The organism is Clavibacter zhangzhiyongii (assembly GCF_014775655.1).
GTDB lineage: Bacteria > Actinomycetota > Actinomycetes > Actinomycetales > Microbacteriaceae > Clavibacter > Clavibacter zhangzhiyongii.
In genome coordinates, this window is record NZ_CP061274.1 from 701,498 (window position 1) to 727,263 (window position 25,766).

22 protein-coding genes are annotated in these 25,766 nt (G+C 74.1%); 15 read left to right on the top strand and 7 right to left on the bottom strand.

Annotation, left to right across the window (positions count from 1 at the left end; all coding sequences use genetic code 11):
- The first annotated feature begins 17 nt into the window (after window positions 1–17).
- The 3 genes from H9X71_RS03540 (at window position 18) to H9X71_RS03550 (ending at window position 2,530) form a co-directional block, all read left to right on the top strand.
- Window positions 18–509, top strand: coding sequence for a GNAT family N-acetyltransferase (locus tag H9X71_RS03540; RefSeq protein WP_191148354.1), 492 nt, complete (start codon window positions 18–20; stop codon window positions 507–509).
- 95 nt (window positions 510–604) lie between these two features.
- Window positions 605–1,564: a sugar phosphate isomerase/epimerase family protein gene (locus H9X71_RS03545; protein WP_191148355.1), complete on the top strand. Its 960-nt coding sequence runs from the start codon at window positions 605–607 to the stop codon at window positions 1,562–1,564.
- Between the two features lie 12 nt (window positions 1,565–1,576).
- Entirely contained in the window at window positions 1,577–2,530 is a 954-nt protein-coding gene (locus H9X71_RS03550) for a 3-hydroxyacyl-CoA dehydrogenase family protein (protein WP_191148356.1), read from the top strand.
- 7 nt (window positions 2,531–2,537) lie between these two features.
- On the opposite strand, the gene H9X71_RS03555 is transcribed toward H9X71_RS03550, so the two are convergent.
- From H9X71_RS03555 to H9X71_RS03585, 7 genes are all read right to left on the bottom strand, one after another.
- Window positions 2,538–3,269, bottom strand: coding sequence for a GntR family transcriptional regulator (locus H9X71_RS03555; RefSeq protein WP_244961753.1), 732 nt, complete (start codon window positions 3,267–3,269; stop codon window positions 2,538–2,540).
- A gap of 15 nt (window positions 3,270–3,284) precedes the next feature.
- Window positions 3,285–4,118 (bottom strand): triose-phosphate isomerase family protein, encoded by an 834-nt coding sequence (locus tag H9X71_RS03560; protein WP_191148357.1) that lies wholly within the window; start codon window positions 4,116–4,118, stop codon window positions 3,285–3,287.
- 4 nt (window positions 4,119–4,122) lie between these two features.
- On the bottom strand, window positions 4,123–4,584 hold the full coding sequence (locus H9X71_RS03565) for a ribose-5-phosphate isomerase (protein ID WP_191148358.1): 462 nt from the start codon (window positions 4,582–4,584) through the stop codon (window positions 4,123–4,125).
- A 46-nt stretch (window positions 4,585–4,630) separates the two neighbouring features.
- Complete coding sequence (locus H9X71_RS03570) at window positions 4,631–6,367, bottom strand: dihydroxyacetone kinase family protein (RefSeq protein ID WP_191148359.1); 1,737 nt, start codon at window positions 6,365–6,367, stop codon at window positions 4,631–4,633.
- 107 nt (window positions 6,368–6,474) lie between these two features.
- Complete coding sequence (locus H9X71_RS03575; RefSeq protein ID WP_191148360.1) at window positions 6,475–7,287, bottom strand: ATP-binding cassette domain-containing protein; 813 nt, start codon at window positions 7,285–7,287, stop codon at window positions 6,475–6,477.
- On the bottom strand, window positions 7,284–8,324 hold the full coding sequence (locus H9X71_RS03580; RefSeq protein ID WP_191148361.1) for an ABC transporter permease: 1,041 nt from the start codon (window positions 8,322–8,324) through the stop codon (window positions 7,284–7,286). Before H9X71_RS03580 ends, H9X71_RS03575 begins: the two co-directional genes overlap by 4 nt.
- Before the next feature lie 64 nt (window positions 8,325–8,388).
- The gene (locus tag H9X71_RS03585) at window positions 8,389–9,360 is read right to left on the bottom strand and encodes a sugar ABC transporter substrate-binding protein (protein WP_191148362.1); all 972 of its coding nucleotides are present in this window, start codon (window positions 9,358–9,360) and stop codon (window positions 8,389–8,391) included.
- A gap of 277 nt (window positions 9,361–9,637) precedes the next feature.
- Between H9X71_RS03585 and H9X71_RS03590 the strand changes: the two genes are divergently transcribed.
- The 12 genes from H9X71_RS03590 (at window position 9,638) to H9X71_RS03645 (ending at window position 25,764) form a co-directional block, all read left to right on the top strand.
- Window positions 9,638–11,779: an ExeM/NucH family extracellular endonuclease gene (locus tag H9X71_RS03590; protein ID WP_191148363.1), complete on the top strand. Its 2,142-nt coding sequence runs from the start codon at window positions 9,638–9,640 to the stop codon at window positions 11,777–11,779.
- Window positions 11,780–11,874: 95 nt separating this feature from the next.
- Complete coding sequence (gene trxA / locus H9X71_RS03595) at window positions 11,875–12,276, top strand: thioredoxin (RefSeq protein WP_191148364.1); 402 nt, start codon at window positions 11,875–11,877, stop codon at window positions 12,274–12,276.
- A gap of 111 nt (window positions 12,277–12,387) precedes the next feature.
- Window positions 12,388–14,274, top strand: coding sequence for a DNA helicase RecQ (gene recQ, locus H9X71_RS03600; protein ID WP_191148365.1), 1,887 nt, complete (start codon window positions 12,388–12,390; stop codon window positions 14,272–14,274).
- 386 nt (window positions 14,275–14,660) lie between these two features.
- Window positions 14,661–16,667: a glycoside hydrolase family 127 protein gene (locus H9X71_RS03605; protein ID WP_191148366.1), complete on the top strand. Its 2,007-nt coding sequence runs from the start codon at window positions 14,661–14,663 to the stop codon at window positions 16,665–16,667.
- A gap of 139 nt (window positions 16,668–16,806) precedes the next feature.
- Complete coding sequence (locus tag H9X71_RS03610) at window positions 16,807–18,489, top strand: ABC transporter substrate-binding protein (protein WP_191148367.1); 1,683 nt, start codon at window positions 16,807–16,809, stop codon at window positions 18,487–18,489.
- A gap of 3 nt (window positions 18,490–18,492) precedes the next feature.
- Window positions 18,493–19,455 carry an ABC transporter permease gene (locus H9X71_RS03615; protein ID WP_191148368.1) on the top strand — a complete coding sequence of 321 codons (963 nt, stop codon included), beginning with the start codon at window positions 18,493–18,495 and terminating at the stop codon, window positions 19,453–19,455.
- Window positions 19,452–20,444 carry an ABC transporter permease gene (locus H9X71_RS03620; RefSeq protein WP_191148369.1) on the top strand — a complete coding sequence of 331 codons (993 nt, stop codon included), beginning with the start codon at window positions 19,452–19,454 and terminating at the stop codon, window positions 20,442–20,444. The genes H9X71_RS03615 and H9X71_RS03620 overlap by 4 nt, the downstream gene beginning before the upstream one ends.
- Window positions 20,441–21,307 carry an ABC transporter ATP-binding protein gene (locus H9X71_RS03625; protein ID WP_191148370.1) on the top strand — a complete coding sequence of 289 codons (867 nt, stop codon included), beginning with the start codon at window positions 20,441–20,443 and terminating at the stop codon, window positions 21,305–21,307. Before H9X71_RS03620 ends, H9X71_RS03625 begins: the two co-directional genes overlap by 4 nt.
- Window positions 21,304–22,251, top strand: coding sequence for an ATP-binding cassette domain-containing protein (locus H9X71_RS03630; protein ID WP_191148371.1), 948 nt, complete (start codon window positions 21,304–21,306; stop codon window positions 22,249–22,251). The genes H9X71_RS03625 and H9X71_RS03630 overlap by 4 nt, the downstream gene beginning before the upstream one ends.
- Entirely contained in the window at window positions 22,248–23,561 is a 1,314-nt protein-coding gene (locus H9X71_RS03635; RefSeq protein ID WP_191148372.1) for an alpha/beta fold hydrolase, read from the top strand. The genes H9X71_RS03630 and H9X71_RS03635 overlap by 4 nt, the downstream gene beginning before the upstream one ends.
- Window positions 23,558–25,033: an aminopeptidase P family protein gene (locus tag H9X71_RS03640; protein WP_191148373.1), complete on the top strand. Its 1,476-nt coding sequence runs from the start codon at window positions 23,558–23,560 to the stop codon at window positions 25,031–25,033. The genes H9X71_RS03635 and H9X71_RS03640 overlap by 4 nt, the downstream gene beginning before the upstream one ends.
- A 17-nt stretch (window positions 25,034–25,050) precedes the next feature.
- Complete coding sequence (locus tag H9X71_RS03645) at window positions 25,051–25,764, top strand: GntR family transcriptional regulator (protein ID WP_191148374.1); 714 nt, start codon at window positions 25,051–25,053, stop codon at window positions 25,762–25,764.
- Window positions 25,765–25,766: the final 2 nt, after the last annotated feature.

Below are 25,766 nucleotides of genomic sequence, written 5' to 3' on the forward strand. Positions count from 1 at the left end.
CGGATACCCTCGACCGCATGCAGATCCGCCCCGCCGTCGACGCCGACTGGCCCCTGATCCACCCCTTCTACCGCCGGATCGTCGACGCCGGCCGCACCTACGCGCTCCCCGCCGGGCAGTCGCTCGAGGAGGCCCGGCCGAACTGGATGGCGGAGGCGCCGGCCCGCACCTCCGTGGCGGTCGACGACGACGGCACGGTCCTCGGATCGGCCAAGGCCGGCCCGAACCGGCCCGGCCGCGGGGCGCACGTCGCCACCGGGTCCTTCCTCGTGGATCCCGCGCACGCCGGCCGAGGCGTCGGCCGTGCGCTCGGCGAGTCCGTGATCGCGTGGGCGCGCGCGGAGGGCTACCGCGCGATCCAGTTCAACGCGGTCGTCGAGACCAACCGGGCCGCCGTGCACCTGTGGGAGTCGCTGGGGTTCCGGATCATCGGCACGGTGCCCGAGGCGTTCGACGACGCGGAGGAGGGGCTCGTCGGCCTGCACGTGATGCACCTGCCGCTGCGCTGACCCGCGGCCGTCGCTCCGCTCTCGCGGCCCAGACCCTATTTCCTATAGGATCTGGATCCCGAGTGCTCGGGACCCGACGACCGCGATGGAGCAGCATGCCGGAGACGCCCGCGACGACCCCGCCCCCCTACGACGCGGAGTCGTGGCCGATCGCCACGTGCCTCCACTCGTTCGCCACCGTCGGCCGCGACGGCACCGCGCTCCACGACGCGGACACCGCGGTCTGGGATCGCATGTTCGCCGACATCGCGCGCGAGGGCTTCACCCTCGCCGAGCTCGCTGACAGCCACGTGCGGCCCGCGGACCTCGAGCCGTCCCGCCGCGAGGAGCTCGTCTCCGTCGCCCGCGCGCACGGCGTCGGCATCCCGTCGGTGCACCTGCAGCGGCAGAGCGTGATCATGCCGGGGCACGAGGAGCGGAACCTCGCCTACGCGCACCGCACCATCGACGCCATCGCCGAGATGGGGATGGACGTCTTCTCCACCGGGCTGCATCAGCCGTTCAGCGAGGCGCAGCGGAAGGCGCTGTGGTTCTGGACCGCCGAGGGCCCGAAGGACCCCGACGACCCCGAGGTGCGGGCCGCCGCCGTCACGCGCCTCCGCGAGCTCGGCCGGCACGCCGCCGACCTCGGCCTCCGCATGGCGCTCGAGATGTACGAGGACACCTACCTCGGCACGGCCGACAGCGCCGTGCGGCTCGTGGAGGAGATCGGCCTCGACAACGTCGGCCTCAACCCCGACGTCGCGAACCTCATCCGCCTGCACCGCCCGGTCGAGAGCTGGCGCGAGCTGTACGCGAAGACGCTTCCGTACGCGAACTACTGGCACGTGAAGAACTACATGCGCGACGAGGCCGCCGACGGGAGCTGGGCCACCTCGGTGCCCACCACCATGCGCTCGGGCCTCATCGACTACCGGCAGGTGATCCGCGACGCGGTCGAGCTCGGCTTCGACGGGATCATCCTCGTCGAGCAGTACGGCGGGGACAGCCTCGGCGTCTGCGCGGAGAACCGGGACTACATCCGCACGCTGCTGCCGCAGACGCGCGACGCTTAGGGAGAGGGCACCATGACCGCACGCAACATCGCCATCGTCGGATCCGGCTACATGGGCGGCGGCATCGCGCAGGTGCTCGCGCTCGCGGGCGCGACGGTGCGCATCGCCGACATCTCGGAGGAGATCGCCGTCGCGAACCACGCCCGCCTCATCGCCGAGGCGGAGCGCTTCGTCGCGGACGGGCTGTTCCCGGCCGACGCCGTGGAGCGGATCCGCGCGGCCGTGACGCCCGCCGCGTCCATCGAGGAGGCCGTCGCCGACGCCGACTTCATCGAGGAGGCCGTGCCGGAGAAGCTCGAGATCAAGCACGCGACGCTCGCGCGGATCTCGGCGGCGGCGCGGCCCGACGCCGTCATCGGATCCAACACCTCCACCATCCTCATCGGCTCGCTCGCCGAGGCCGTCACGAACCCGGAGCGGTTCCTCGGCGTGCACTTCTCGAACCCCGCGCCCTTCATCCCCGGCGTCGAGCTGATCCCGCACGCGGGCACCGAGGAGTCGGCCATCCAGGCCGCGGAGGCGCTCGTCGCGTCGACCGGCAAGGAGACCGCGCGCGTCACGGACTCCACGGGCTTCGTGCTCAACCGCCTGCAGTACGCGCTCTTCCACGAGGCGACGCAGATCGTCGAGGAGGGCATCGCGACCCCCGAGGACATCGACACGATCGTCCGCACCACGTTCGGCTTCCGCCTGCCGGTGTTCGGCCCGTTCGCGATCGCCGACATGGCCGGGCTCGACGTGTACGCGTTCTGCTACGCGTCGCTGCAGACCCGCTGGCCCGAGCGCTTCGCGACCCCGGCGTCGCTGCAGGCGCACGTGGACGCGGGGGAGTACGGCACCAAGACGGGCGCCGGCTACCTCGACGTGCCCGCCGAGCGCACCGAGGCGCTGGTGGCGTACCGGAACAAGGCGTACGTCGCGATCAAGGAGCTGATGGACGAGCTGGGGCCGGCGCCGATCGGGTAGGCGGACGTCAGCCCGCGGGCGCGTCGGGCGCGTCGTCCGCGTCCCGCCGCGACCGCTCCCGCACGCGCTCGATGTGCTCCCGCATCGCGGCGGCCGCGGCGTCCGGGCCCTCCGCGACCGCGTCGATGATCGCGCGGTGCTCGTGCACGGCGTCGTCGGCGTCGTGGACGCCTGTGCGCATCGTCTGGCGCATGCGGTGGACGCGGGTGGAGATCGCCTCGGACATGTCGAGGAGGAACGGGTTGCCGGTCGCCTCGAAGATGCGGTGGTGGAAGTCCCAGTCGACGACGAAGTACTCGCGGATGAGGCCCACCGGCATGTCGGCGCCGTCGCCGGACGCGCGGATCCGCCGGGTCGTCTCCTCGTGCGCGGCGAGCGCGTCCTCGAGCGCGGGCACGAGGCGCGCGGGATCCGCCGCCGCCAGCGCCGTCGCCCCGCCCTCGAGCACGACGCGCGCGTCGAAGAGCGCCTCGAGCTGCTCACCCGCGATGGGTGGCGCCACCCGGTAGCCCTTGTGCGCCTCGCGGGCGACGAGCCCGGTGCGCTCGAGCTGCACGAGCGCCTCCCGCACGGGCGTGGGGGAGACGTGCAGGTCGCGCGCGATCTGGTCGATGGCGAGGCGGGAGCCGGGCTCCATCGCGGATCCCATGAGCATGTCGAGCACGAGGTCGTAGACGCGGTCGCGCAGCCCCTGCCGGGCGGGCAGCGAGGTCGCGTCGAGCGGGAGGCCGGAGGTCACCAGGACAGTCTGCCGTCAGCGGGCGGGGTCGGGCGCCGGGCGGGCCGCGGCGCGCGCGTGCACCTCGTCGAGGATCGCCGCGACGGCCCGCGGGTCGTGGGCGAACCGGCCGAGGAACAGGCCGTCGACGTCGTCGCCGATGCGCGTGAGGAGGCCGGGGCCGGCGCTGCCGCCGTAGATGACGGCGGATCCCGGGTGGGCGTCGAGCGCGCGCACGCGGGCGCGGAGGTCCCGGCAGACGGCGCGGATGTGCGCGTCCGAGGCGGGCGCGTCCGCGCCGATCGCCCACTGCGGCTCGTAGGCGACGACGATCCGGCCGCCGTGCCCGGACTCCCGCGCGAGCGCCAGCGCGTCCTCGAGCTGGCGGCCGCACTCCCGGGCCGCGTCGGCCGGATCCTGCTCCGCCTCCTCGCCGAGGCAGAGGATCGGCACGAGCCCGGCCCGCAGCGCGGCGTCGGCCTTCCGCCGCACGACCTCGTCCGTCTCGCCGTAGAGCCGCCGCCGCTCCGCGTGGCCGACCTCGACGAACGCGCCGCCGAGCTCCCGCACCTGCCCGCCGGACACCTCGCCCGTGAAGGCGCCGGAGTCCTCGGTCGCGAGGTCCTGGGCGCCGACCGCGGCGATCCCGTCGAGGATCCCGACCGCGGCCGGCACCGACAGGTACGACGGCAGCACCACGAGCTCGGCCTCGCCGCCCGCGGTCGCCGGGTGCGTGCGGGCGATCCCCGCCACGGCCTCGCACCAGGCGACGGTCTCCGCGTGCCCCAGGTACATCTTCAGGCTCACGCCGACGATCGCCGGACGCGCGACCCGCCCCGCGTCCTGCCGCACGTCCGCCGGCGCGGGCACGGCCCTACTTCGCCTCGTACGCGCGGATCTCGTCGACCTTGTCGGCCGACGCGCTCGACGTGTCGAACTCGTAGGTCAGCCACTCGCGCACGTTCCGCCGCGCGAGCTCCAGCCCGATGACGCGCTGGCCCATGCAGAGCACCTGCGCGTCGTTGGAGAGCACGCTGCGCTCGACCGAGTAGGAGTCGTGGGCCGTGACGGCGCGGATCCCCGCGACCTTGTTCGCCGCGATCGCGACGCCGAGCCCGGTGCCGCACACCAGCAGCGCCCGGTCGGCCTCGCCGCGGGCGACCATCTCGGCCGCCGTGGTGGCGACGGTCGGGTAGGCCGTGTGCCCGTCCGCGTCGACGCCCACGTCGACCACGGAGACCACGAGGTCGCTCGCCTCGAGGTCGGCCTTGAGCGCCTCCTTGTGCTGGTAGCCCGCGTCGTCCGAGCCGACGACGATGCGCCATGTCCTGGTCATGCTGTCCTCCTCCTGGCCGTGCTGATGGTGCCGATGCCGGTGGACGTCACCGGTCGGCGAGGGTGCGGCCGACGGCCGCCGTGATGAGCGCGAGCGAGACGGCGCCGGGGTCGGGCGTGCCGACCGAGCGCTCGCCGTGCGAGCGGGCCCGGCCCATGCCGGGCTTCAGGGCCGCGGTCGCGTCCGCCGCCTCCTGCGCGGCCGCGCTCGCGTCGGCCCACGCCTCGGCGAGCGGGGCGCCGGATCCGACCCGCTCGGCGAGCGCCTCGGCGAACGGCACGAGCGCGTCGACCATGGTCTTGTCGCCGACGGACGCCTTGCCGTGGCCCATCACGGCGTCGCGCGCGTCGCCGACGCCGCGGGCCACCGCATCGGCGGTGTCGGGATCCGCGTCCTCGTCGTCGAGCGCGTCGCCCAGCGCCTGCAGGATGAGCCCCCAGAGCGCGCCCGAGGTGCCGCCGCCCTTGTCCGACCAGGCGTCGCCCGCGAGCCGGAGCGCGGTGCGGGCGCCGGCGCCCTGCTCCACGGCCGCGGCGGCGCGCTCGGCGGCGGCCCGGGATCCGCGGAGCATGCCGATGCCGTGGTCGCCGTCGCCCGCGATCGCGTCGAGCCGGCCGAGCTCGTCGGCGTGCTCGGCGACGGTCGCGTGCACGGCGTCGAGGGCGTCGGAGATGCGCGCGGCGGCTTCCCGCGACGCCTCGCTCGCGTCCGGGATCGCGGCCTCGACCTCGTCGTCCTCGCGCGCGTCCACGGCCTGGAGCCCGGATCCGTCGACGGCGCCGCTGCGGAACGCCGGGGTGTCGGCGGGCGCGGTCCACAGCCGCTCCAGCTCCTCGTTGAGCCAGAACAGGGTGAGGGAGGCGCCGGCCATGTCGAAGCTCGTGCAGAACTCGCCGACCTGCGGGTCCACGATCGTGATCCCGGCCTCCTCCAGGAGGTCCGCGACGCGCGTGAACACGACGAACAGCTCCTCGTTCTTCACGGAGCCGAGGCCGTTGAGCACGGGCACGACGCGGGCGCCGCGCACCTCCACGCCGTCGGGGACCTCGGCCTCCGCGAGCAGGTGCGTCACGAAGAGCTCCGCCAGGCCGTCGGCCGAGGGGATGTCGGTCTCGTCGATGCCGGGCTCGCCGTGGATCCCGAGCCCGATCGCCATCCGCCCCTCGGGGACGGAGAACAGCGGCTCATCCGCGCCCGGCAGCGTGCACCCAGTGAAGGCGACGCCCATCGAGCGGGTGCGGGCGTTCGCGAGGGCCGCGACGCGCTCGGTGCCGTCGAGGTCGTAGCCGGCCGCCGCCGCGGCGCCCGCGGCCTTGAACACGGTGAGGTCGCCCGCGATCCCGCGGCGCTTGGCCTGCTCCTCGGGCCCGGCGCTGAAGATGTCGTCGGTGACGACGACCGTGCGGCAGTCGATCCCGTCGCGGCGCACGCGCTCCTGCGCGTCGTCGAAGTGCAGCACGTCGCCCGCGTAGTTGCCGTAGAGGAGGAGCGCGCCGCGGCCCTGCTCGCTCGTGCGGATCACCGACTCGACCTGGTGCGCCGACGGCGAGGCGAAGAGGTTGCCCATCGCGGCGCCGTGGGCGAGGCCGGGGCCGACCAGGCCGCCGAACGCGGGGTAGTGGCCGGATCCGCCGCCGATGACCACCGCCACCTCCGGCTCGGCCGCGCGGGTGGAGCGGGAGACCCCGCCGTGCACCCGCCGGACCCACCGGGCGTTGGCGCGGACGAAGCCCGCCGTCATGTCGTCCGCGAAGTCAGCGGGGTCGTTCCAGAGCCGGGTCATCCGTCGTGTCCTCCTCGTCGAGCACGTGAGGAGATCCTATAGGATATTGGATCCGTCGCGGGAGGGTGCTGCGCGCCGACGCCGACGCCGACGCCGGCGACGGCGGATCAGCGGGCGGCCCGGCCGCCTCCGTCCGCGTCCGGGTCCCGCGCCAACTCGTGCGCGAGCGCGTCGAGCTCGGCGCCGCCGGCCATCAGGCGGGTGAGCTCGTCGAGCGTGATCCCGTCCTTCTCGAACGTGCCGAGGGCGGATCCGCGGCTGAGCACGAGGAACCGGTCGCCCACCGGGTACGCGTGGTGCGGGTTGTGCGTGATGAACACCACCCCGAGCCCCCGGTCGCGCGCGCGGGCGATGTACCGCAGCACGACGCCGGACTGCTTGACGCCGAGCGCGGCGGTCGGCTCGTCGAGGATCAGGACGCGGGCGCCGAGGTGCACGGCCCGCGCGATGGCAACGGACTGGCGCTCGCCGCCGGAGAGCGTGCCGATGGGCTGGTCGACGTCGCGCAGGTCGATGCCCATCCGCCCGAGCTGCTCGCGCGTGATCGCCCTCATGGCCCGCACGTCGAGCCGGCGGAGCGGCCCCCGGCCCGTGGTCAGCTCGGAGCCGAGGAAGAAGTTCCGCCACACGGGCATGAGTGGGACGACCGCGAGGTCCTGGTGCACGGTGGCGATGCCCGCCTGCAGGGCGTCCCGCGGCGAGGCGAACGTCACGGGCTCGCCGTCGAGGAGCATCGTGCCGGAGGTCGGCGCGTGCACGCCCGCGAGCACCTTGATGAAGGTCGACTTGCCCGCGCCGTTGTCGCCGAGCACGCACGTGACCTCGCCGGCCGCGACCGCGGTCGAGATGCCGGAGAGCGCCTCCACGGCGCCGTACGACCTGCCGATTCCGCGGACCTCGAGGACGGGCGCGCCGGTCATCGCGCGCCTCCCGCCCGGGTGCGCACCCAGTGGTTGAGGAGCACGGCCGCGAGCAGCATCACGCCGAGGATCGTGCGCAGCCAGTTCGTGTCCCACTGCGCGAAGGTGATGCCCTGGAAGACCATCCCGTAGACGAGCGCGCCGAGGGCCGCGCCGACGGCCGAGCCGAAGCCGCCCGTGAGCAGGCACCCGCCGACAACCGCGCAGATGATGTAGATGAACTCCTGGCCGACGCCCGTGTTCGCCTGCACCGTCGAGGTGCGGAACAGCGAGATCATGCCGACGAGCCAGGCCGCGCCCGCGGTGCCCATGAAGAGGCCGACCTTGGTCCGGAGGACCGGCACGCCCACCTGGCGGGCGGACTCCTTCGCGCCGCCGACCGCGAAGATCCAGTTGCCGGCGCGGGTGCGCAGCAGGATCCACGTCGCCGCGGCCGTGACGATCGCCCACCACAGCACCGAGACGTAGAACGTGCCGCCGCCCAGCTGCAGCGACGAGCCGAAGACCGGCTGGATCTGGTCGTAGGACGGCACCTTCGTCATGCCCTGGATCGCGACCTGGCCCGTGATGGCCTTCGTGACGGCGAGGTCGACGCCCGCCAGCGCGAAGAACGTGCCGAGCGTCACGATGAAGCTGGGCAGCCCGGTGCGCATGACGAGGAACCCGTTGAGCGCGCCGATCGCGAGGGCCGCCGCGAGCGACACGAGCACGGCCACCCAGATGCTGAGGCCGTAGTGCGAGGTGAGGATGCCGACCACGAGCGCCGAGAAGCCCGTCATGACGCCGGCGGAGAGGTCGAACTCGCCGCCGATCATGAGCATCGCGACGGCGACCGCCATGATCCCGAAGGTCGAGGCCGACTCGAGCCACACGCCGGCGCCCGCGAGGGTGAGGAACTGCGGCGTGTAGACGGAGAAGAAGACGAGCACCGCGAGGGCGGCCGCGAGGGCCCCGACCTCCGGGCGGGCGAGGAGGCCGCGGAGGCGTCGGGGCGCGGGGCGCGGCCTCGCGGGCGTCGTCGTGGCGGGGGTCGTCATCGGCGGTGCTCCTGGTCTGGGCGGATGCGGACGGGCGGGGACGGGCGGGTCGGGCGGGCGCGGGTCAGCGCGTGCCGTCGGCCGCGTGCTCGGCGACCTCGGCCGCGTTCTCGCGGGTCACGAACGCCGGGCCGGAGTACACGGGCTGGCCGCCGCCGATCACGGTGCCGTTCGTCGCGTTCAGCTGCAGCGCGGTGATCCCGAGGAACCCCTGCACGTACGGCTGCTGGTCGACGGCGAACAGGATCGAGCCCGCCTGGACGTCCGCCACGACGTCCTCGCTGAGGTCGAAGGTCGCCACCTGGGCCCGGCTGCCGGACTCGGCGACGGCGCCGACCGCGTCGATCGCGTACTGGCCGCCGAGCGTCAGCACGCCGTCGAGCGAGGGATCCGCCTGCAGCTTCGACTTGACGGTGGCCTTCACCTCGGCGTCGTTCGTGCCGTCGACCTGGAGGTTCGTCATGCGGCCCCCGAAGGCGCCGGCGGCCGCGCGGCAGCGCTCCTCGTGGCCGACGTTGCCGGCCTCGTGGATCACGCACAGCACGTTCCCGAGGCCGGCCTGGCCGAGGCGCTCGCCGACGGCCTCGCCCGCGACGGTCTCGCTCTGGCCGATGTGCGCGAGGGCGCCGAACTCGGCGGAGCGCTCCATCCCCGAGTTGATGGTGACGACGGGGATGCCCGCGGCGACGGCCTTCTCGACGCTGTCGCGCAGGCCGTCGGGGTTCGCCATCGACACGACGATGCCGTCGGTGCCCTGGGCGACGGCGCTGTCGATCAGCTGCGACTGGCGCGCGGGATCCGGGTCGCCCGTGTAGGAGACGCTCGCGCCGTAGTCCGCGCCCGCCGCCTCCGCGCCCGACTTCACGCGGTCCCAGAACGTGTCGCCCGGGCCCGAGTGGGTGACCACCGCGAAGGAGAGGTCGCCGTCGCCGGACGCCGCCGAGGGGGCGGGATCCTGGCCCGTGCCCGCGCAGGAGGTGAGGAGGAGGCCGGCCGCGATCACGAGGCCGAGCGGGGCGAGGGAACTGGTCTTCATCGAGCGCTCCTTGTCGGGCGGGCACCCGCACGGCCGCGCGCATGCCGCGCATCGCCGTCGGGGGAGCCGGTCGACCGACCCGAAGGACAAGTCTGCGCCCTCCGCGGGCCGTCGCGCGCCGCGGGCGTGCCCGGAGGGCCTCGCGCCGGCACCGGGACGGCCGATGACGACCCGATGACGATCCGGTGACGAGCCCCCGTCCGGGGCGCGGCCCGGCCTACGCTCGACCGGAGATCCCCCGCGTGGGGGAACCCGCGACGCCGAGGGGGACGACGCCATGATCGACACCGAGACCGCACCTGCATCCGCCGACGGGGAGCGCCGGCCGGCCCGCGTCCGCCGCGCCGCCCGCCCGCTCGCCGTCGCGACGGCCCTGGCCCTCGGCCTCTCGGCGCTCGTCGCGTCGCCGGCCCAGGCCGCGACCGTCGCCATCGCCGACGTGCAGGGCACCGGCAGCGCGACCCCGTACGCCGGCCAGGTCGTCACGGTCGAGGGCGTCGTCACCGCCGACCACCGCGGCGCCAGCGGGTACGCCGGCATCGTGATCCAGACCCCGGGCTCCGGCGGCACGGCGGACGCCACCCCGGGCGCCTCCGACGGGATCTTCGTCTACCTCGCGAGCGCCGACCCCGCCGTCGCGATCGGCGACCTCGTGCGCGTCACGGGCACCGCCTCCGAGCGCCAGGGCCAGACCCAGGTCGCCGCGACCGCGACCGACCTGGTGCAGGCCGCCGTCGGCGCGCCCGCCGCCACGCCGCTGCCCGACACGCTCCGCGGCGCCGACCGCGAGTCGCTCGAGAGCATGCTCGTGACGCCCACGGGCGACTACCTGGTCGGATCCGCGCACCAGCTGGAGAACTTCGGCACCCTCTGGCTGAGCGCCGGCGCCGAGCTCCCGGTCAAGTCCACGGACGAGGTGCGCCCCGGCCCCGAGGCCGACCGGATCGCTGCCGACAACCGCGCGCGCCGGCTCCTGCTCGACGACGGCTACAACATCCAGCTCACCAACGGCGCGTACCCGGCGGGTGCGACGCAGCCGTACTACACGGCCGACCGCGTCGTGCGGAACGGCGACGTCCCCGTCTTCCCGACCACGCCGTACGTGCTCGGCTACGGCTTCGACGACTGGCGCCTCCAGCCCACGACGCCGCTCACGTCGCTCGACGCGGCCGGCCGCGTGCCGACCTTCACGAGCGGGAACCCGCGCCCCGCGTCCTCGCCCGAGGTCGGCGGCGACGTCCGCATCGCGGGCTTCAACGTCCTCAACTACTTCACGACGCTCGGCGAGCGCGGCGCGCAGGACGCCGCGGCGTTCCAGCGGCAGCGCGCCAAGATCGTGACCGCCATCACCGGCCTCGACGCCGAGGTCGTGACCCTGATGGAGATCGAGAACTCGTCCCGCTTCGGCGAGCCGGCCGACACCGCGACGGCCGACCTGGTGCGCGGCCTCAACGACGCCGCCGGCTCCACGGTGTGGGACTACGTGCGCACCCCGGCCGCGCTGCAGTCGACGCCGACGGACGAGATCCAGAACGCGATCATCTACCGCACCGACGCCGTCACGCCCGTCGGCGCCGCCGCGACGCAGATCGACGAGACCGTGTGGGGCAACGCCCGCGAGCCGATCGCGCAGTCCTTCCGCGGCGACGACCGCACCTTCACGGTGGTCGCGAACCACTTCAAGTCGAAGTCCGGCTCGGGCACGCAGCCGGCCGACGGCCAGGGCTTCTTCAACGCCGACCGCGTCGCGCAGGCGAAGGCCGTGGCGCGCTTCGCGACCGAGCTGCGGGCCTCGAGCGGCTCCGACCTCCTCTACCTGCTCGGCGACTTCAACGCCTACGCGCAGGAGGACCCCATCCAGGTGCTCCGCGACGCCGGGTTCGTCGACCTCGTGCCCGCGAAGGCGCCGGGGGAGCGCACGTACTCGTTCGACGGCGAGGTCGGATCCCTCGACCACGTCCTCGCGACGGGCGCGGGCGCCGCGGCCGTGACGGGGGTAGGGGTCTGGGACCTCAACGCCCCCGAGTGGGCGGCGCGCGAGTACGACGGCACCGCGACCGACGGATCCAGCGCCTTCCGGTCGAGCGACCACGACCCCGTCAAGGTCGGCCTCGACACCGTCCGCGACGCGTCGACCCTCGTCGGGTACGCCGACCGCCTGCTCGCCCGCAGCGGCCAGCCCGTGCGCTACACGGTGCGGCTCGCCGCGGGGGCCAGCGCCCCCACGGGCCGCGTGCAGGTCCTCGACCGGGGCCGCGCCATCGCCTCCGTCGACCTGACCGCCGCCGACGCGGGCCGCGCGACCGTCACGCTGCCGGCGCTCTCCCGCGGGATCCACCTGCTCACCGCCTCCTACGCGGGCGGCGACGCCGCGAAGGGCTCGAGCACGGTCTGGCCGTCGATCGTCCTCGTCTGGTAGCCACGACCGGCCGGCGGTCCCGCGCGGAATGCGCGGGGCCGCCTCCGGGTTGCACCCCGTGACCGCATGACCTGAGGACGAGAAGAGGACGCACCATGGCCACCACCGAGCTCACGCAAGAGAACTTCGAGAGCATCGTCGACTCCAACGGCATCGTCGTCGTCGACTTCTGGGCCGACTGGTGCGGCCCCTGCAAGCAGTTCGCCCCCGTCTTCGACAAGTCGAGCGAGAAGCACGCCGACATCGTCCACGGCAAGGTCGACACCGAGGCGCAGCAGTTCCTCGCGCAGCAGGCGAACATCTCCGCCATCCCGACGCTCATGATCTTCAAGGACCAGACGCTGATCTTCAGCCAGGCCGGCGCCCTGCCCGCCCCGGCGCTCGAGTCCCTCATCGAGGAGGTGCGCGCCGTCGACGTGGCCGCCCTCAAGGAGCAGGCCGCCGCCGAGGCCGCGCAGGCGACCCCCGGCGCGAGCGCCGACCCGACCGCGATCTGACCCGCGCCTGATCCGTGCCGACGGCCCCTCCCCATGCGGGAGGGGCCGTCCGCGTCCACACCGCTCGCACCGCCCGCATCGCGTCCGCGGGCCCCGGATACGATGGCCCCGATGACCTCCACCCCTCCCGCTCCCGCCGGCACGGCGCCCTCCGCCGACGTGCTCGCCCCCGCCCTCGAGCGCCTCGGCACGGTCTTCGGGTACGACGCCTTCCGCGGCGACCAGCAGGAGATCGTCGAGCACGTCATCGGCGGCGGCGACGCTCTCGTGCTCATGCCCACCGGCGGCGGCAAGTCGCTCTGCTACCAGATCCCGAGCCTCGTCCGCGAGGGCACCGGCGTCGTCATCTCGCCGCTCATCGCGCTCATGCAGGACCAGGTCGACGCGCTCCGGGCCGTCGGCGTGAAGGCCGCGTTCCTCAACTCCACGCAGGACCTCGAGACCAGCCGCGAGGTGGAGCGCGCGCTCCTCGACGGCGACCTCGACCTCCTCTACCTCGCCCCCGAGCGCCTCATCCTCGACCGGATGGGGCGCCTCCTCGACGAGGCGCGCATCGCCCTCTTCGCCATCGACGAGGCGCACTGCGTCTCCCAGTGGGGCCATGACTTCCGCAAGGACTACCTCGCGCTGTCCATGCTCCAGGAGCGCTGGCCCGAGGTGCCGCGCATCGCCCTCACGGCCACGGCCAACGAGGCCACGCACGCCGACATCACGGCGCGCCTCGGCCTGCAGGACGCGCGCCACTTCGTCTCCTCGTTCGACCGCCCGAACATCCGGTACCGCATCGTGCCCAAGGCCGAGCCGCGCAAGCAGCTCATCGACCTCATCCGGAACGAGCACGCGGGCGATGCGGGCATCGTCTACTGCCTGAGCCGCAAGACCGTCGAGCAGACGGCGGAGGCGCTGAACAAGCAGGGCATCACGGCGCTCCCGTACCACGCGGGCCTCGACGCCGCCGTGCGCCAGCGCAACCAGGCGCGCTTCCTCCGCGAGGACGGCATCGTCATGTGCGCCACCATCGCGTTCGGCATGGGCATCGACAAGCCCGACGTGCGCTTCGTCGCGCACGTCGACCTGCCCAAGTCCATCGAGGGCTACTACCAGGAGACCGGCCGCGCGGGCCGCGACGGCCTGCCCTCCACCGCGTGGCTCGCCTACGGCCTGCAGGACGTGGTGCAGCAGCGCCGCATGATCGACCAGTCCGAGGGCGACGCGCAGCACCGCCGCCGGCTCTCGCAGCACCTCGACGCGATGCTCGCCCTCTGCGAGACCGTCGGCTGCCGGCGCGTGCAGCTCCTCCGCTACTTCGGCGAGGAGACGGGCCCCTGCGGCAACTGCGACACGTGCCTCGAGCCCGTCGCCACGTGGGATGCGACGGTGCCGTCGCAGAAGCTGCTGTCCACCGTCGTGCGCCTCCAGCGCGAGCGCGGCCAGCGCTTCGGCGCCGCGCACCTCATCGACATCCTGCTCGGCAACGAGACCGACCGCGTCCGGCAGCAGGGCCACGACCAGCTCGCCACCTTCGGCATCGGCGGCGAGCTCACCGACGTGCAGTGGCGCGGCGTCGTCCGCCAGCTGCTCGCGCAGGGCCTCCTCGGCGTGAGCGACGACGGCTACGGCACGCTCGTCATCACCCCGGGCAGCGGCGACGTGCTCACGGGCGCGCGCCAGGTGCCCATGCGGCAGGAGCCCGAGCGCATCGTGCGCGGCCGCGGCACCCGCACCACGCGCGCCAAGGGCGGCCAGGTCGTCGACCTCCCCGAGGAGGCGCAGGGCCTGTTCGAGGCGCTGCGCGCGTGGCGCTCGGAGCAGGCGAAGGAGCAGGGCGTGCCGGCCTACGTGGTGTTCGCGGACGTCACCCTGCGCGAGGTCGCCACGGTGCGCCCGCAGGACCTCGGCCAGCTCGCCGGCGTCACGGGCGTCGGCCAGAAGAAGCTCGACACGTACGGCGAGGGGCTCCTCACGGTGGTCCGGGAAGCCGGCGGCGCGGCCGTCTGAGACGCCCGGATCCGCGCCCGCGCGCAGGCCCACGGCCGACGGCGGGGGAGAGGGACCCGGCCCCGAGCCTCGAGGGCTGCGGGACCGGGCCGCGCACACGACCGACTTTTACCCGAAGACCGGTCCGGCGCTGGCGGGACAGCTCACCCGAAGAGCTGTCGCCGTTGCCCACGATCGTACTGGTCCCTCCGCGGCCCCCGACGCGGGTTGTGGGGAGTCGACGCGCGACCGCCGCGAGCCCCGCCTGCCTCCCGCGGGCTGGCCGGTCGGATGTAAACACCGTGTAACGAGAGGGCTCCGACGCCTCATCGCCATTGCCAACACGGCATGGAGTATTTGTAATATGTCACCTACCACCGACCACCCGAGGTCGGCGAGGGAGCGGGGTGGCTGTGACACGAGCGGATGCGGACGCCGCGGACCGGACGGCACGACGTGCCGCGGTCCTCCCCGGCACCGGCTCCCGACGCCCGCTGGGCAGCGGCGCCGTCACCCTCGAACCCGGCCTCCTCGCCGCGTGGCAGGAGCGCAACCGCGCGCGCACCATCCCGCACGCCATCGCGTCCATGACCGCCGCCGGCAACCTCGACGACCTCCGCGCGGCGGTCGACGGCGCGGGCGAGCGCCCCATGCCGCGGTACCCGTTCCTCGACACCGACGTCTACAAGACGCTCGAGGGGATCGCCTACGAGGTGGGCCGCGGCAGCGCGACCGCGGACATGCGCGCCTTCCTCGCCGAGGCCACCGACGTGCTCGAGCGGGTGCAGGCCGACGACGGCTACATCGGCTCCTTCGTGCAGCGGCCCGGATCCGACCGCGAGCCCTGGTCCGACCTCGCCTGGGGCCACGAGCTCTACAACCTCGGCCACCTGATCCAGGCCGCCGTCGCCGACTCCCGCCAGGGCGGCGACAGCCGGCTCCTCGCCGTCGCGCGCCGCTTCGCCGACGCCGCCGTCCGCGCGTTCGGCCCGGGCGGCCGCGAGGAGGTCTGCGGGCACCCCGAGGTGGAGATGGCGCTCGTGGAGCTCGCCCGCGAGACGGGGGAGCGCGCGTACCTCGACCTCGCCTCCGTGTTCGTCGACCGGCGCGGCCACGGCACGGTGGCGACGCGGATCTTCCCGGCCGAGTACTTCCAGGACGCGCACCCCTTCCGCGACATGCCCTCCGTCACGGGCCACGCCGTCCGCATGGCGTACCTCGCCGCGGGCGCCACCGACGTCGCCGTGGAGACGGGCGACGCGGATCTGCTCGCCGCCTCCGTCCGCCTCTTCGACGACGCGGTGCGCACGCGCCTCTACGTGACGGGCGGGCTCGGCAGCCGCCACTCCGACGAGGCGATCGGCGACGCGTACGAGCTGCCCAGCGAGCGCTCCTACAGCGAGACGTGCGCGGCCATCGCCGTGATGCAGTGGGCCTGGCGCCTCTTCCTCGCGACCGGCGAGCCGCGCTTCCTCGACGTGCACGAGACCGTGCTGCTGAACGCCTACGCGGTGGGCCTCTCCGCCGACGGCACGGGCTTCTTCTACGACAACCCGCTCCAGCGGCGGCCCGACCACCACGCGCAGTCGGGCGCCGAGACGGAGGGCGAGCTCCTGCGCCGCCCGTGGTTCACCTGCCCGTGCTGCCCGCCGAACATCGTGCGCTGGATGAGCGAGCTGCAGGACCACGTCGCCGTGCAGGACGGCGACGACCTCGTGATCGCGCACCCGACCGCCTGCCTCATCCGCACCGTCGCGCTCGACGTGCGCGTGACGACCGCGTACCCGTGGGACGGATCCGTCCGCGTGGAGGTGCTGCGCGCATCCGGCGCGACCACCGGCCTCATCCTCCGCCGCCCCGGGTGGTGCCGGTCCGCGTCCGCCTCCGTGCTGGGCGCCGACGGCGCCAGCGCGGCGGTCGACGCGACGGCGGACGACCGGTGGATCCGCGTCACCCGCGCCTGGGCGCCCGGCGACGCGCTCGTGGTCGAGCTCGACATGCCCGTGCGCGCGCTCGGGTCCCACCCCCACCTCGACGCGACGCGCGGCGCCCTCGCGGTCGCCCGCGGCCCGGTCGTCTACGCGGTCGAGCAGCAGGACGTCGGCGCGCCCGTCGACGACCTGCTCCTCGATCCGCGCGACCTGGCGGCGGCGCACCCCGTGCCGCTGCCCGTCGACGCGCCGTGGGGTCCCGCGTCCGCCGCGACGGATCCCGCGTCCGGCGTCGCCCTCGCCCTCCGCCTCCGCCGCGCGGTGCCCGCGCCCGACGAGCTCTACCCCGAGGTCGTCCCCGGCACCGCCGCCCCCGCCCCGTCGGCCGACCCCGTCGACGCGGTCCTCGTCCCGTACGCCCTGTGGGGCAACCGGGACGCGGGGGCCATGCGCGTCTGGATCCGCGCGGCCGACCCCGGCTGACCTGCCTCCCGCGCGCGCCGCCCGGGCCCACCCGGCCCGGGCGGCACGCGCGCACCCTCCTCCCTCCGATCCCCCTCATGAACCGTCCGTCACTCCCCACCCGGTGCGCCTCGGCCGCCCTCCACGAAACGAGAGTCCGATGAACAGACGAATCCCCGCACTCGGGCTGGCCCTCGCGGCCAGCCTCGCCCTCACGTCCTGCGCCGGAGCGGGAGGGGGCGGCGCGAGCGGCGACGTCACCGGCCCGGCCGACACGGGCGGCACCATGCAGGTGCTGCAGAGCACCGACTTCTCGCACCTGGATCCGGAGATGGGCTACGACACCGGCGTCCAGAACCTCTACCGGCTCATCTACCGCACCCTGACGACGTCGTCGGGGAAGGACGGCGCGACCATCGCCCCCGACCTCGCCACCGACACCGGCACGCCGAACGAGGACGCGACGGTCTGGACCTTCACGCTCAAGGACGGGCTGAAGTTCGAGGACGGCTCGCCCATCACGAGCCAGTCCGTCAAGTTCGGCGTCGAGCGCTCGTTCGCCCCCGCGCTCGCCATCGGCACGCCGTACACGCGCCTCTACCTCGCCGGCGGTGACACCTACAAGGGCCCGTACGAGTCGGGCGACCTCGCCTCCATCGAGACGCCGGACGAGCGGACCATCGTCTTCCACCTCAACCGCTCCGTCCCGGAGTTCGCGAGCGTCGCCGCGCAGAGCACGTTCACGCCGTTCCCCGTGGACAAGGACAAGGTGACGGTCACGAGCATGGACCAGCAGCCCATCGCCTCCGGCCCGTACCGCGTCACGGCCCGCACCGCCGGATCCTCCCTCACCCTCGCGCGGAACCCCGAGTGGGACCCGGCGACCGACGAGGTGCGCACGGCGAAGCCCGACGGCTGGCAGTTCACCATCGGCCTCGACCAGGCCACCATCGACGAGCGCATGCTCGCCGGACAGGGCGACGACAAGGACGCGATCGCCGGCGCCATCACCGCCGCCTCGGTCTCCCGGATCCAGACGCCCGCGATCAAGGCGCGCACCGTCTCCGGCGACTTCGGCTGCACCACCTACCTCGGCCTCAACACCACCAAGCCGCACCTCGACGACCTCCGCGTCCGCCAGGCGATCGCGTACGCGGTCGACAAGAAGTCCCTCGCCGACGTCGCCGGCGGCCCCATGCTCGCGTCGCCGGCCTCGACGATGCTCACCCCGACCATCCCGGGCCACAAGGACTTCGACCTCTACGCGAGCACCGACAGCGCCGGCGACGTGGACAAGGCCAAGGCGCTGCTCGCCGAGGCCGGGCTCCCCGACGGCTTCACCATGACGCTCGACGTGCGCAACCTGCCGACGGCCCAGAAGCAGGCCGAGGCGCTGCAGCAGTCGCTCGCGAAGGCCGGCATCACGCTCGAGCTCAACATCATCGACACCGCCACGTACTACGAGACCATCGGGACGCCCTCGCAGCAGCACGACGCGGCCGTCACCGGCTGGTGCCCGGACTGGCGCTCGGCCAGCACGGTCCTGCCGACGCTGTTCGACGGGCGTCAGATCAGCGAGAAGGGCAACAACGACATCGCCCAGCTGAACGACCCCGCGGTGAACGCGAAGATCGACGAGGTCTCCGCGATGACCGACCTCGAGGCCGCCAAGACCGCGTGGGGCGAGCTCGACGAGCAGATCCAGGAGCTCGCGCCGACCGTCCCGCTGCTCTTCGGGCAGACCGTCATGGTGGTCGGGCAGGACGTGCGGAACGCGTACTCGAACCCGCTCTGGGCGGGCGGCATCGACTTCGCCACCATCGGCCTGCACACGGGGAAGTAGGCGGTGACCGCCGCACTGCAGGGCGCCCAGGCGCCCGACTCGGCCCCCGCCTACCCGACGGGACGGCCGCCCGCCGTCACGCCGGCCAAGCGGGTGGTCACGGCCCTCCGGTCGACGCCGTCCGTCATCGCCAGCGTCGCGTTCGTGGTGCTGGTCATGGTGCTCGCGATCTTCGCGCCGCTCCTGTCCGGGATCACCGGCTGGGGCCCGACGACCTTCGACGCGACGGCCGTCGACCCCGTCCTCGGCGGCCTGCCCATCGGCCCGTTCGGCGGCGTCAGCGCCTCGCACTGGTTCGGCGTCGAGCCGCAGAACGGGCGCGACGTCTTCGCCCGGATCGCGTACGGCGCCCGGGTGTCGATGCTCATCGCGGTCTCCGCGACGGTCGTCACCACCACGGTCGGCGTCGTGCTCGGCATGGTCGCGGGCTACTTCGGCGGCATCGTCGACCAGGTCGTGTCGCGGGTCATGGACTTCCTCATGGCCTTCCCGGCGCTCATCTTCATGATCGCGATCCTGTCGGCGCTGCCCGCGGGCAACCGGCCGGCGCTGCTCGTCGTGGTGCTCAGCATCTTCGGCTGGCCGTACACGGCGCGCATCGTGCGCGGCCAGACCATGACGATCCGCACGCGCGACTTCGTGGAGGCGGCCCGGGCGTCCGGCGCCTCGTCGATGCGCGTGATCTTCCGGGAGGTGCTGCCGAACCTGCGCGGCACGATCATCGTGCTCGCCACGCTCGCGGTGCCCGGCTACATCGGCACGGAGGCGGGCCTGTCCTTCCTCGGGGTCGGCGTGCAGCCGCCGACGCCGTCGTGGGGCCAGATGATCGCCGACTCGGTGGCCTGGTACACGGTCGACCCCGCGTACTTCATCGTGCCGGGCTCGTTCCTCTTCCTCACGGTGCTGTCGTTCACGGTCTTCGGCGACCACCTCCGCACCGCGCTCGAGCAGGGGGAGGCGGCATGATCGGCTACCTCGTGCGCCGTGCCGGATCCGCGCTGATCGTGCTCGCGCTCATCAGCCTGTTCACCTACATGATCTTCTTCCTGCTCCAGCCGGACCCCGCGGTCACCATCTGCGGCAAGACCTGCACGCCGGACAAGATCGACTCCATCCGCCAGCTCCTCGGCCTCGACCGGCCGTTCTGGGCGCAGTACGGCGACTTCATCGCCGGCATCTTCACGGGCCGCTCCTACGGCGACGGCGCCACCGCGATCCGGTGCGCGGCGCCCTGCCTCGGCTTCAGCTTCCAGACGCAGCAGTCGGTGCTCGACATGATCGTGTCCCGCCTTCCCGTGAGCATCACGCTCGCGGTCGGCGCGGCGATCCTCTGGGTGGTCCTCGGCGTCGCCGGGGGCCTGGTCAGCGCGATCAAGCAGGGCACCGTGTGGGACCGGGCGGCCATGGCCGCGGCGCTCACCGGGATCAGCGTGCCGGTGTACTTCGCGGCGCTGCTCCTCCAGTACGTGCTCGTGGTGCAGCTGCAGGTCCTGCCGTTCCCGCAGTCGGTGGCGTTCGGCGACGACCCCGTCGCCTGGCTGCAGTCGTACGTCATGCCGTGGCTCGTGCTCGCGCTCGGCTACGCGTCGGTCTACGCGCGCATCGTGCGGGCCAACGTCATCGACACGCTGCAGGAGGACTACCTGCGGACCGCGCGCGCCAAGGGCCTGTCGTCGGCCCTCGTGATCCGCCGCCACGCCCTCCGGCCGTCGCTCACCCCCGTCGTCACGCTGTTCGGCATGGACTTCGCCGGGCTGCTCGGCGGGGCCGTGATCACCGAGACCGTCTTCGGCCTCAACGGCGTCGGCAAGCTCGCCGCCGACTCCATCGCCAAGAACGACCAGCCCGTCATCATGGGCGTCACGCTCCTCGCCGCGGCCTTCGTGGTCGTCGGGAACGTGGTCGTCGACGTGCTGTACACCGTGCTCGACCCCCGAGTGAGGATCACCGCGTGACCGCCGCCGCACCGCACCAGCCGCCCGCCCGGGCCGTCCCCGGGACCCCGCTCCTCGAGGTGGAGCACCTCACGATCGCGTTCCCCACCTCGCGGGGGCCGGTCGAGGTCGTGACCGACCTCTCCTTCCGCGTGGAGCCCGACAGCACCCTCGGCATCGTGGGGGAGTCGGGGTCGGGCAAGTCGATGACCTCGCTCGCCGTGATGGGCCTCGTGCCCCGCGGCGGCACGGTCACCGGCAGCATCCGGCTCGCGGGCGAGGAGCTCGTCGGCCGCTCCGACCGGGAGCTGCGCGCGATGCGTGGCGACCGGATGGCGATGGTCTTCCAGGATCCGCTCTCCTCGCTCAACCCGTACTACACGGTGGGGCTGCAGGTCGAGGAGGCGTACCGGGCGCACCGCACGGGCTCGCGCCGGGCCGTGCGGACCGTGGTGCAGGACGCGCTCGAGCGCGTCGGCATCAAGGAGGCCGGCACGCGCATCGACCACTACCCGCACCAGTTCTCGGGCGGCATGCGGCAGCGCATCATGATCGCGATGGCCCTGTGCCTCGAGCCCGAGCTGCTCATCGCGGACGAGCCGACCACCGCGCTCGACGTGACGGTGCAGGCGCAGATCCTCGACCTGCTGCGATCCATCCGCGCCGAGACGGGGATGGGGATGCTCGTCATCACTCACGACCTCGCCGTCGTGTCCTCCCTCGCCGACGAGGTGCTCGTCATGCAGGGCGGGTACCGGGTCGAGAGCGGCACCACCGAGCGCGTCTTCACCGCGCCCGAGGACCCCTACACGCACGCCCTGCTCGAGGCGATCCCGCGCATCGACGCCGCCTACGAGCACCTGACGACGGGATCCGCCTCATGAGCCCCCACGACGCCCGCCCCGACGGCCCGGCCGCGCCCGCCGCGACCGCGCCCGAGCCCTTCCTCTCCGCGCGCGACCTCGTCAAGGAGTACGCGACCCGCAGCGGCCGCGGGCTCCGGCCGACCGTGCGGCGCTTCCGGGCGGTCGACGGCGTGAGCCTCGACGTGCCGACCGGGCAGACGCTCTCCATCGTGGGGGAGTCGGGATCCGGCAAATCGACGACCGCGCGCATCATCGCGCACCTGCTCGACCCCACCTCCGGCACGTTCGCGCTGCGGGGCGAGGACATGACGCACGCGAAGGGGGCGGCCCTCCGCGAGTTCCGGCGCCAGGTGCAGGTGGTGTTCCAGGATCCCGCGTCGTCGCTGAACCCGCGGCACACGGTGGAGCAGATCATCAGCGCGCCGCTGCGGTACCAGGGCATCACCACGCCGGGCGGCCACGGGCGGCTCGTGCGCGACCTGCTCGACCGCGTGGGGCTGAACCCGGACCACGCGCAGCGCTACCCGGCGCAGTTCTCGGGCGGGCAGTGCCAGCGCATCGGGATCGCGCGGGCGCTCGCCGTGGGGCCGGGCCTCATCGTGTGCGACGAGGCGGTCTCCGCGCTCGACGTGACGGTGCAGGCGCGAGTGATCGCGCTGCTGCGCGACCTCCAGCGCGAGCGCGGGCTCAGCTACGTCTTCATCGCGCACGACCTCGCCGTGGTGCGCCAGCTCTCCGACCGCGTGGCCGTGATGAGCTCCGGGGAGGTCGTGGAGGAGGGGACGCGCGACGACGTGTTCGAGCGGCCGCAGCACCCGTACACGCGGTCGCTGCTCGACGCCGTGCCGCGGATCGACCCCGAGTGGGACCGGCGGCGCTCCGCCGCGCGCGCGGCCGCGGGGCTCGCGCCCGGATCCCTCGGCACGGGCGCGGTCCGCACGTCGGACGGGTCAGCGGCATGATCGTGGGGACCGCGACCGCGACCGTGCCCGGCGTCCACGTCACCGACCACGAGATCCGCGTCCCGCTCGACTGGGCCGCGGCGCACGACGGCGAGCCGACCCCCACGATCACCGTCTTCGCCCGCGAGCTCGTCGCACCCGACCGCCGCGGCGACGACCTGCCCGCGCTCCTCTACCTCCAGGGCGGGCCGGGCGGGAGGTCGCCGCGCGTGATGGACGACGGCGGCTGGATCGGCCACGCCCTCCGCACCCACCGCGTCGTGCTCCTCGACCAGCGCGGCACCGGGCGGAGCACGCCGATCACGGCGCGCACGATGGCGCGGTTCGGCGACGACCACCCGGCCGCCGCCCGGCACCTGGCGCTGTTCCGGGCCGACTCGATCGTGCGGGACGCCGAGGCGCTCCGGCACCACCTCGAGGGCGGCCGGCGCTGGTCGACCCTCGGCCAGAGCTACGGCGGGTTCCTCACGCTCACCTACCTGTCGCTCGCGCCCGAGGCGCTCTCGGCCTGCTACGTGACGGGCGGCCTCGCGTCCCTCGACCCCGACGCGGACGAGGTCTACCGCCGCACCTACCCGCGGACGGCCGCGAAGAACGCCGGCCACCACGCGCGCTACCCGGGCGACGCGGCGATCCTGTCGCGCCTCGCCGACCGGCTCGCCGCGGGCGACGTGCGGCTGCCCGACGGCGACGTCCTCACGGTCGAGCGGCTGCAGACCGTCGGCATCGACCTCGGCATGGGGCCCGGGCGGGAGCGGATCCACGCCATGCTCGACGAGGCGCTCGACGACCGCGGCGAGCCGACCGACGTGCTCCTCGCCGAGCTGCAGCGCCTCACCTCGTACGCGGCGAACCCGCTGTTCGCGGTGATGCAGGAGAGCATCTACGCGTCCGGCACCCGGCCCGCCACCGCGTGGGCCGCCGAGCGGCTGCGCGCCGCGCACCCGGAGTTCGCGCCCGGCGCCCGGCCTCTGCTGCTCACGGGCGAGATGATGTACCCCTGGATGTTCGAGCAGATCCGGCTGCTGCGCCCGTTCCGCGGCGCGGTCGAGGAGACGGCGCGGCGCGACGACTGGCCGGAGCTGTACGACACCGCCCGCCTCGCCGCCAACGAGGTGCCGCTGGCGGCCGCGATCTACCACGACGACATGTTCGTGGACGCGGGCCTCCAGCAGGAGACGGCCGCGCGCGTCGGGAACGCCCGCGCGTGGATCACGAACGAGCACGAGCACGACGGCCTGGGGGCGCCCGGCGTCCTCGGCCGGCTGATGGACACGATCGCCCGCGATGGAGGAGGGATCCCCCGATGACCGACACGACCCACGACGCGACGCCCGCGGCCCCGGCCCCGGCGGCGGAGGCCCCGGCTGCCGCCGCCGCCGCCCGACGCCCGCCCCGCCTCGCCCAGGTGCCCGCGTTCCGCGACCTCATGGCCACGGGCTGGATCACGCCCGACCGCACGCCGTCGACCGTGCCCGGCGCCGTCGAGGCGGCCGCCGCGCACCGCGACCGGCTGAGCGCCGCGATGCCCGGCGTCACGATGGCCGTCGTCAGCGGGTACGCGCCCACGCGCAACGACGACTGCCGCTACGCCTTCCGCGCCGACAGCGACTTCGTCTGGCTCACGGGCGTGCAGATCGAGGGGGCCGTGCTCGTGATGCACGCGGTGCCCGGCGGGCACGACGCCGTCCTGCACGTGCCCGCCCCCGCGCACCCGGGCGACCCGCGCTTCTTCTCCGACGCCGACCACGGCGAGCTCTGGGTGGGCCCGGCGCCCGCGCACGCCGACTGGCAGCGGGCGCTCGGGATCCCGGTGCGCGACCCCGACCGGATCGCCCGCGACCTCGCCGGCGTGCGCGACGTGCGTCGCGCCGGCGCCGTCACGGGCGTCCCGTCCGCGCTCGCCGACGTGCCGCGCGACCCGGCGCTCGTGGCGGCGCTCGGCGGGCTGCGCGTGATCAAGGACGCGTGGGAGGTCGAGGAGCTGCGCCGCGCGGTCGACGACACGGTCGAGGGCTTCGCCGAGGTCGTGCGGGCGATCCCGCGGGCACGGGCCCACGGCGGCGAGCGCTGGCTGCAGGGCACCTTCGACCGGCACGCCCGCACGGTCGGCAACGGGCCCGGCTACGCCACCATCGTGGGCGGGGGCGCGCACGCGACGATCCTGCACTGGGTGCGCTGCGACGGCCCGCTCCGGGACGGCGAGCTCGTGCTGCTCGACATGGGCGTGGAGGCCCGGAGCCTGTACACGGCCGACGTCACCCGCACGATCCCCGTCGACGGCGCCTTCACGCCCGAGCAGCGCCTCGTGCACGACATCGTCGAGCGCAGCCACCGCGCGGGCCTCGACGCCGTCGCGCCCGGCCGGCCGCTCGTCGACTTCCACCACGCGTCCATGGAGGTGGTGGCCCAGGGGCTGCACGACCTCGGGATCCTGCCGGTCTCGGTCGACGAGGCCCTCTCGCCCGCCGGGCAGCACCACCGCCGCTGGCTCGTGTGCGGCATCGGCCACCACCTGGGCCTCGACGTGCACGACTGCTCGGGCGCCGGCACCGCCGGGTACGACCGCGCGGTCGAGCCGGGCATGGTGCTGACGGTGGAGCCCGGCCTCTACTTCCCGCCGGACGACGCGACCGTGCCCCCCGAGCTGAGGGGCATCGGCGTGCGGATCGAAGACGATATCGTGGTGACGCAGACGGGGTCCGACGTGCTGTCGGACGCGCTGCCGATCGATGCCCGGGGCCTGGAGTCCTGGATGCGGGAACAGCGGTCCCCGTCCTGACCCAGGAGGAGGACCGCGTGAGCCTCTCCGCTCTGCGACCCGCACCACCGCGCGCGAGCCTGCGCGAGCACGTGCACCAGGCCCTGTCCGCGGCCATCGTCTCCGGCGAGCTCGAGCCGGGCACGCTGATCACCGTCCCCACGCTCGCCGTGCGCTTCGACGTGTCGGCGACGCCGGTGCGCGAGGCCGTGCTCGAGCTCGAGAAGCGCGGCTTCGTCGAGACCGTCCGCAACAAGGGCTTCCGGGTCACCGCGGTGAGCGACGAGGAGCTCGGCCACCTCGTGCAGGTGCGCCAGCTCCTCGAGGCGCCCGCCATGGAGCGGCTCGCGGGCCGGCTCCCGGACGGCGCGCTGTCCGGCCTCGAGGCCCTCGCCGACCGGATCGAGCAGGGCGCGCGCGAGGGCGACCTCCGGGCGTACCTCGAGGCCGACCAGGAGTTCCACCTCTCGCTCACGCGCATGCTCGGCAACCCGGTGCTCACGGCGTCCATCGCCGACCTGCGCTCGCGCACGCGCCTCGTCGGCCTCGCGTCGATGAAGGAGAGCGCCATGCTCGACGCGTCGGCGGCCGAGCACCACGAGCTGCTGCGGGCGCTGGTCGCGGGCGACGGCGCCGCCGCGCACGAGCTCATGGTGCGGCACATCCGGCACGCCACCGGCTGGTGGGCGGGGCGCGGCGAGGGCGACGACGCGGCCGACGGGGTCGCGGATCCCGCCTCCCCGAGCGCCTGATC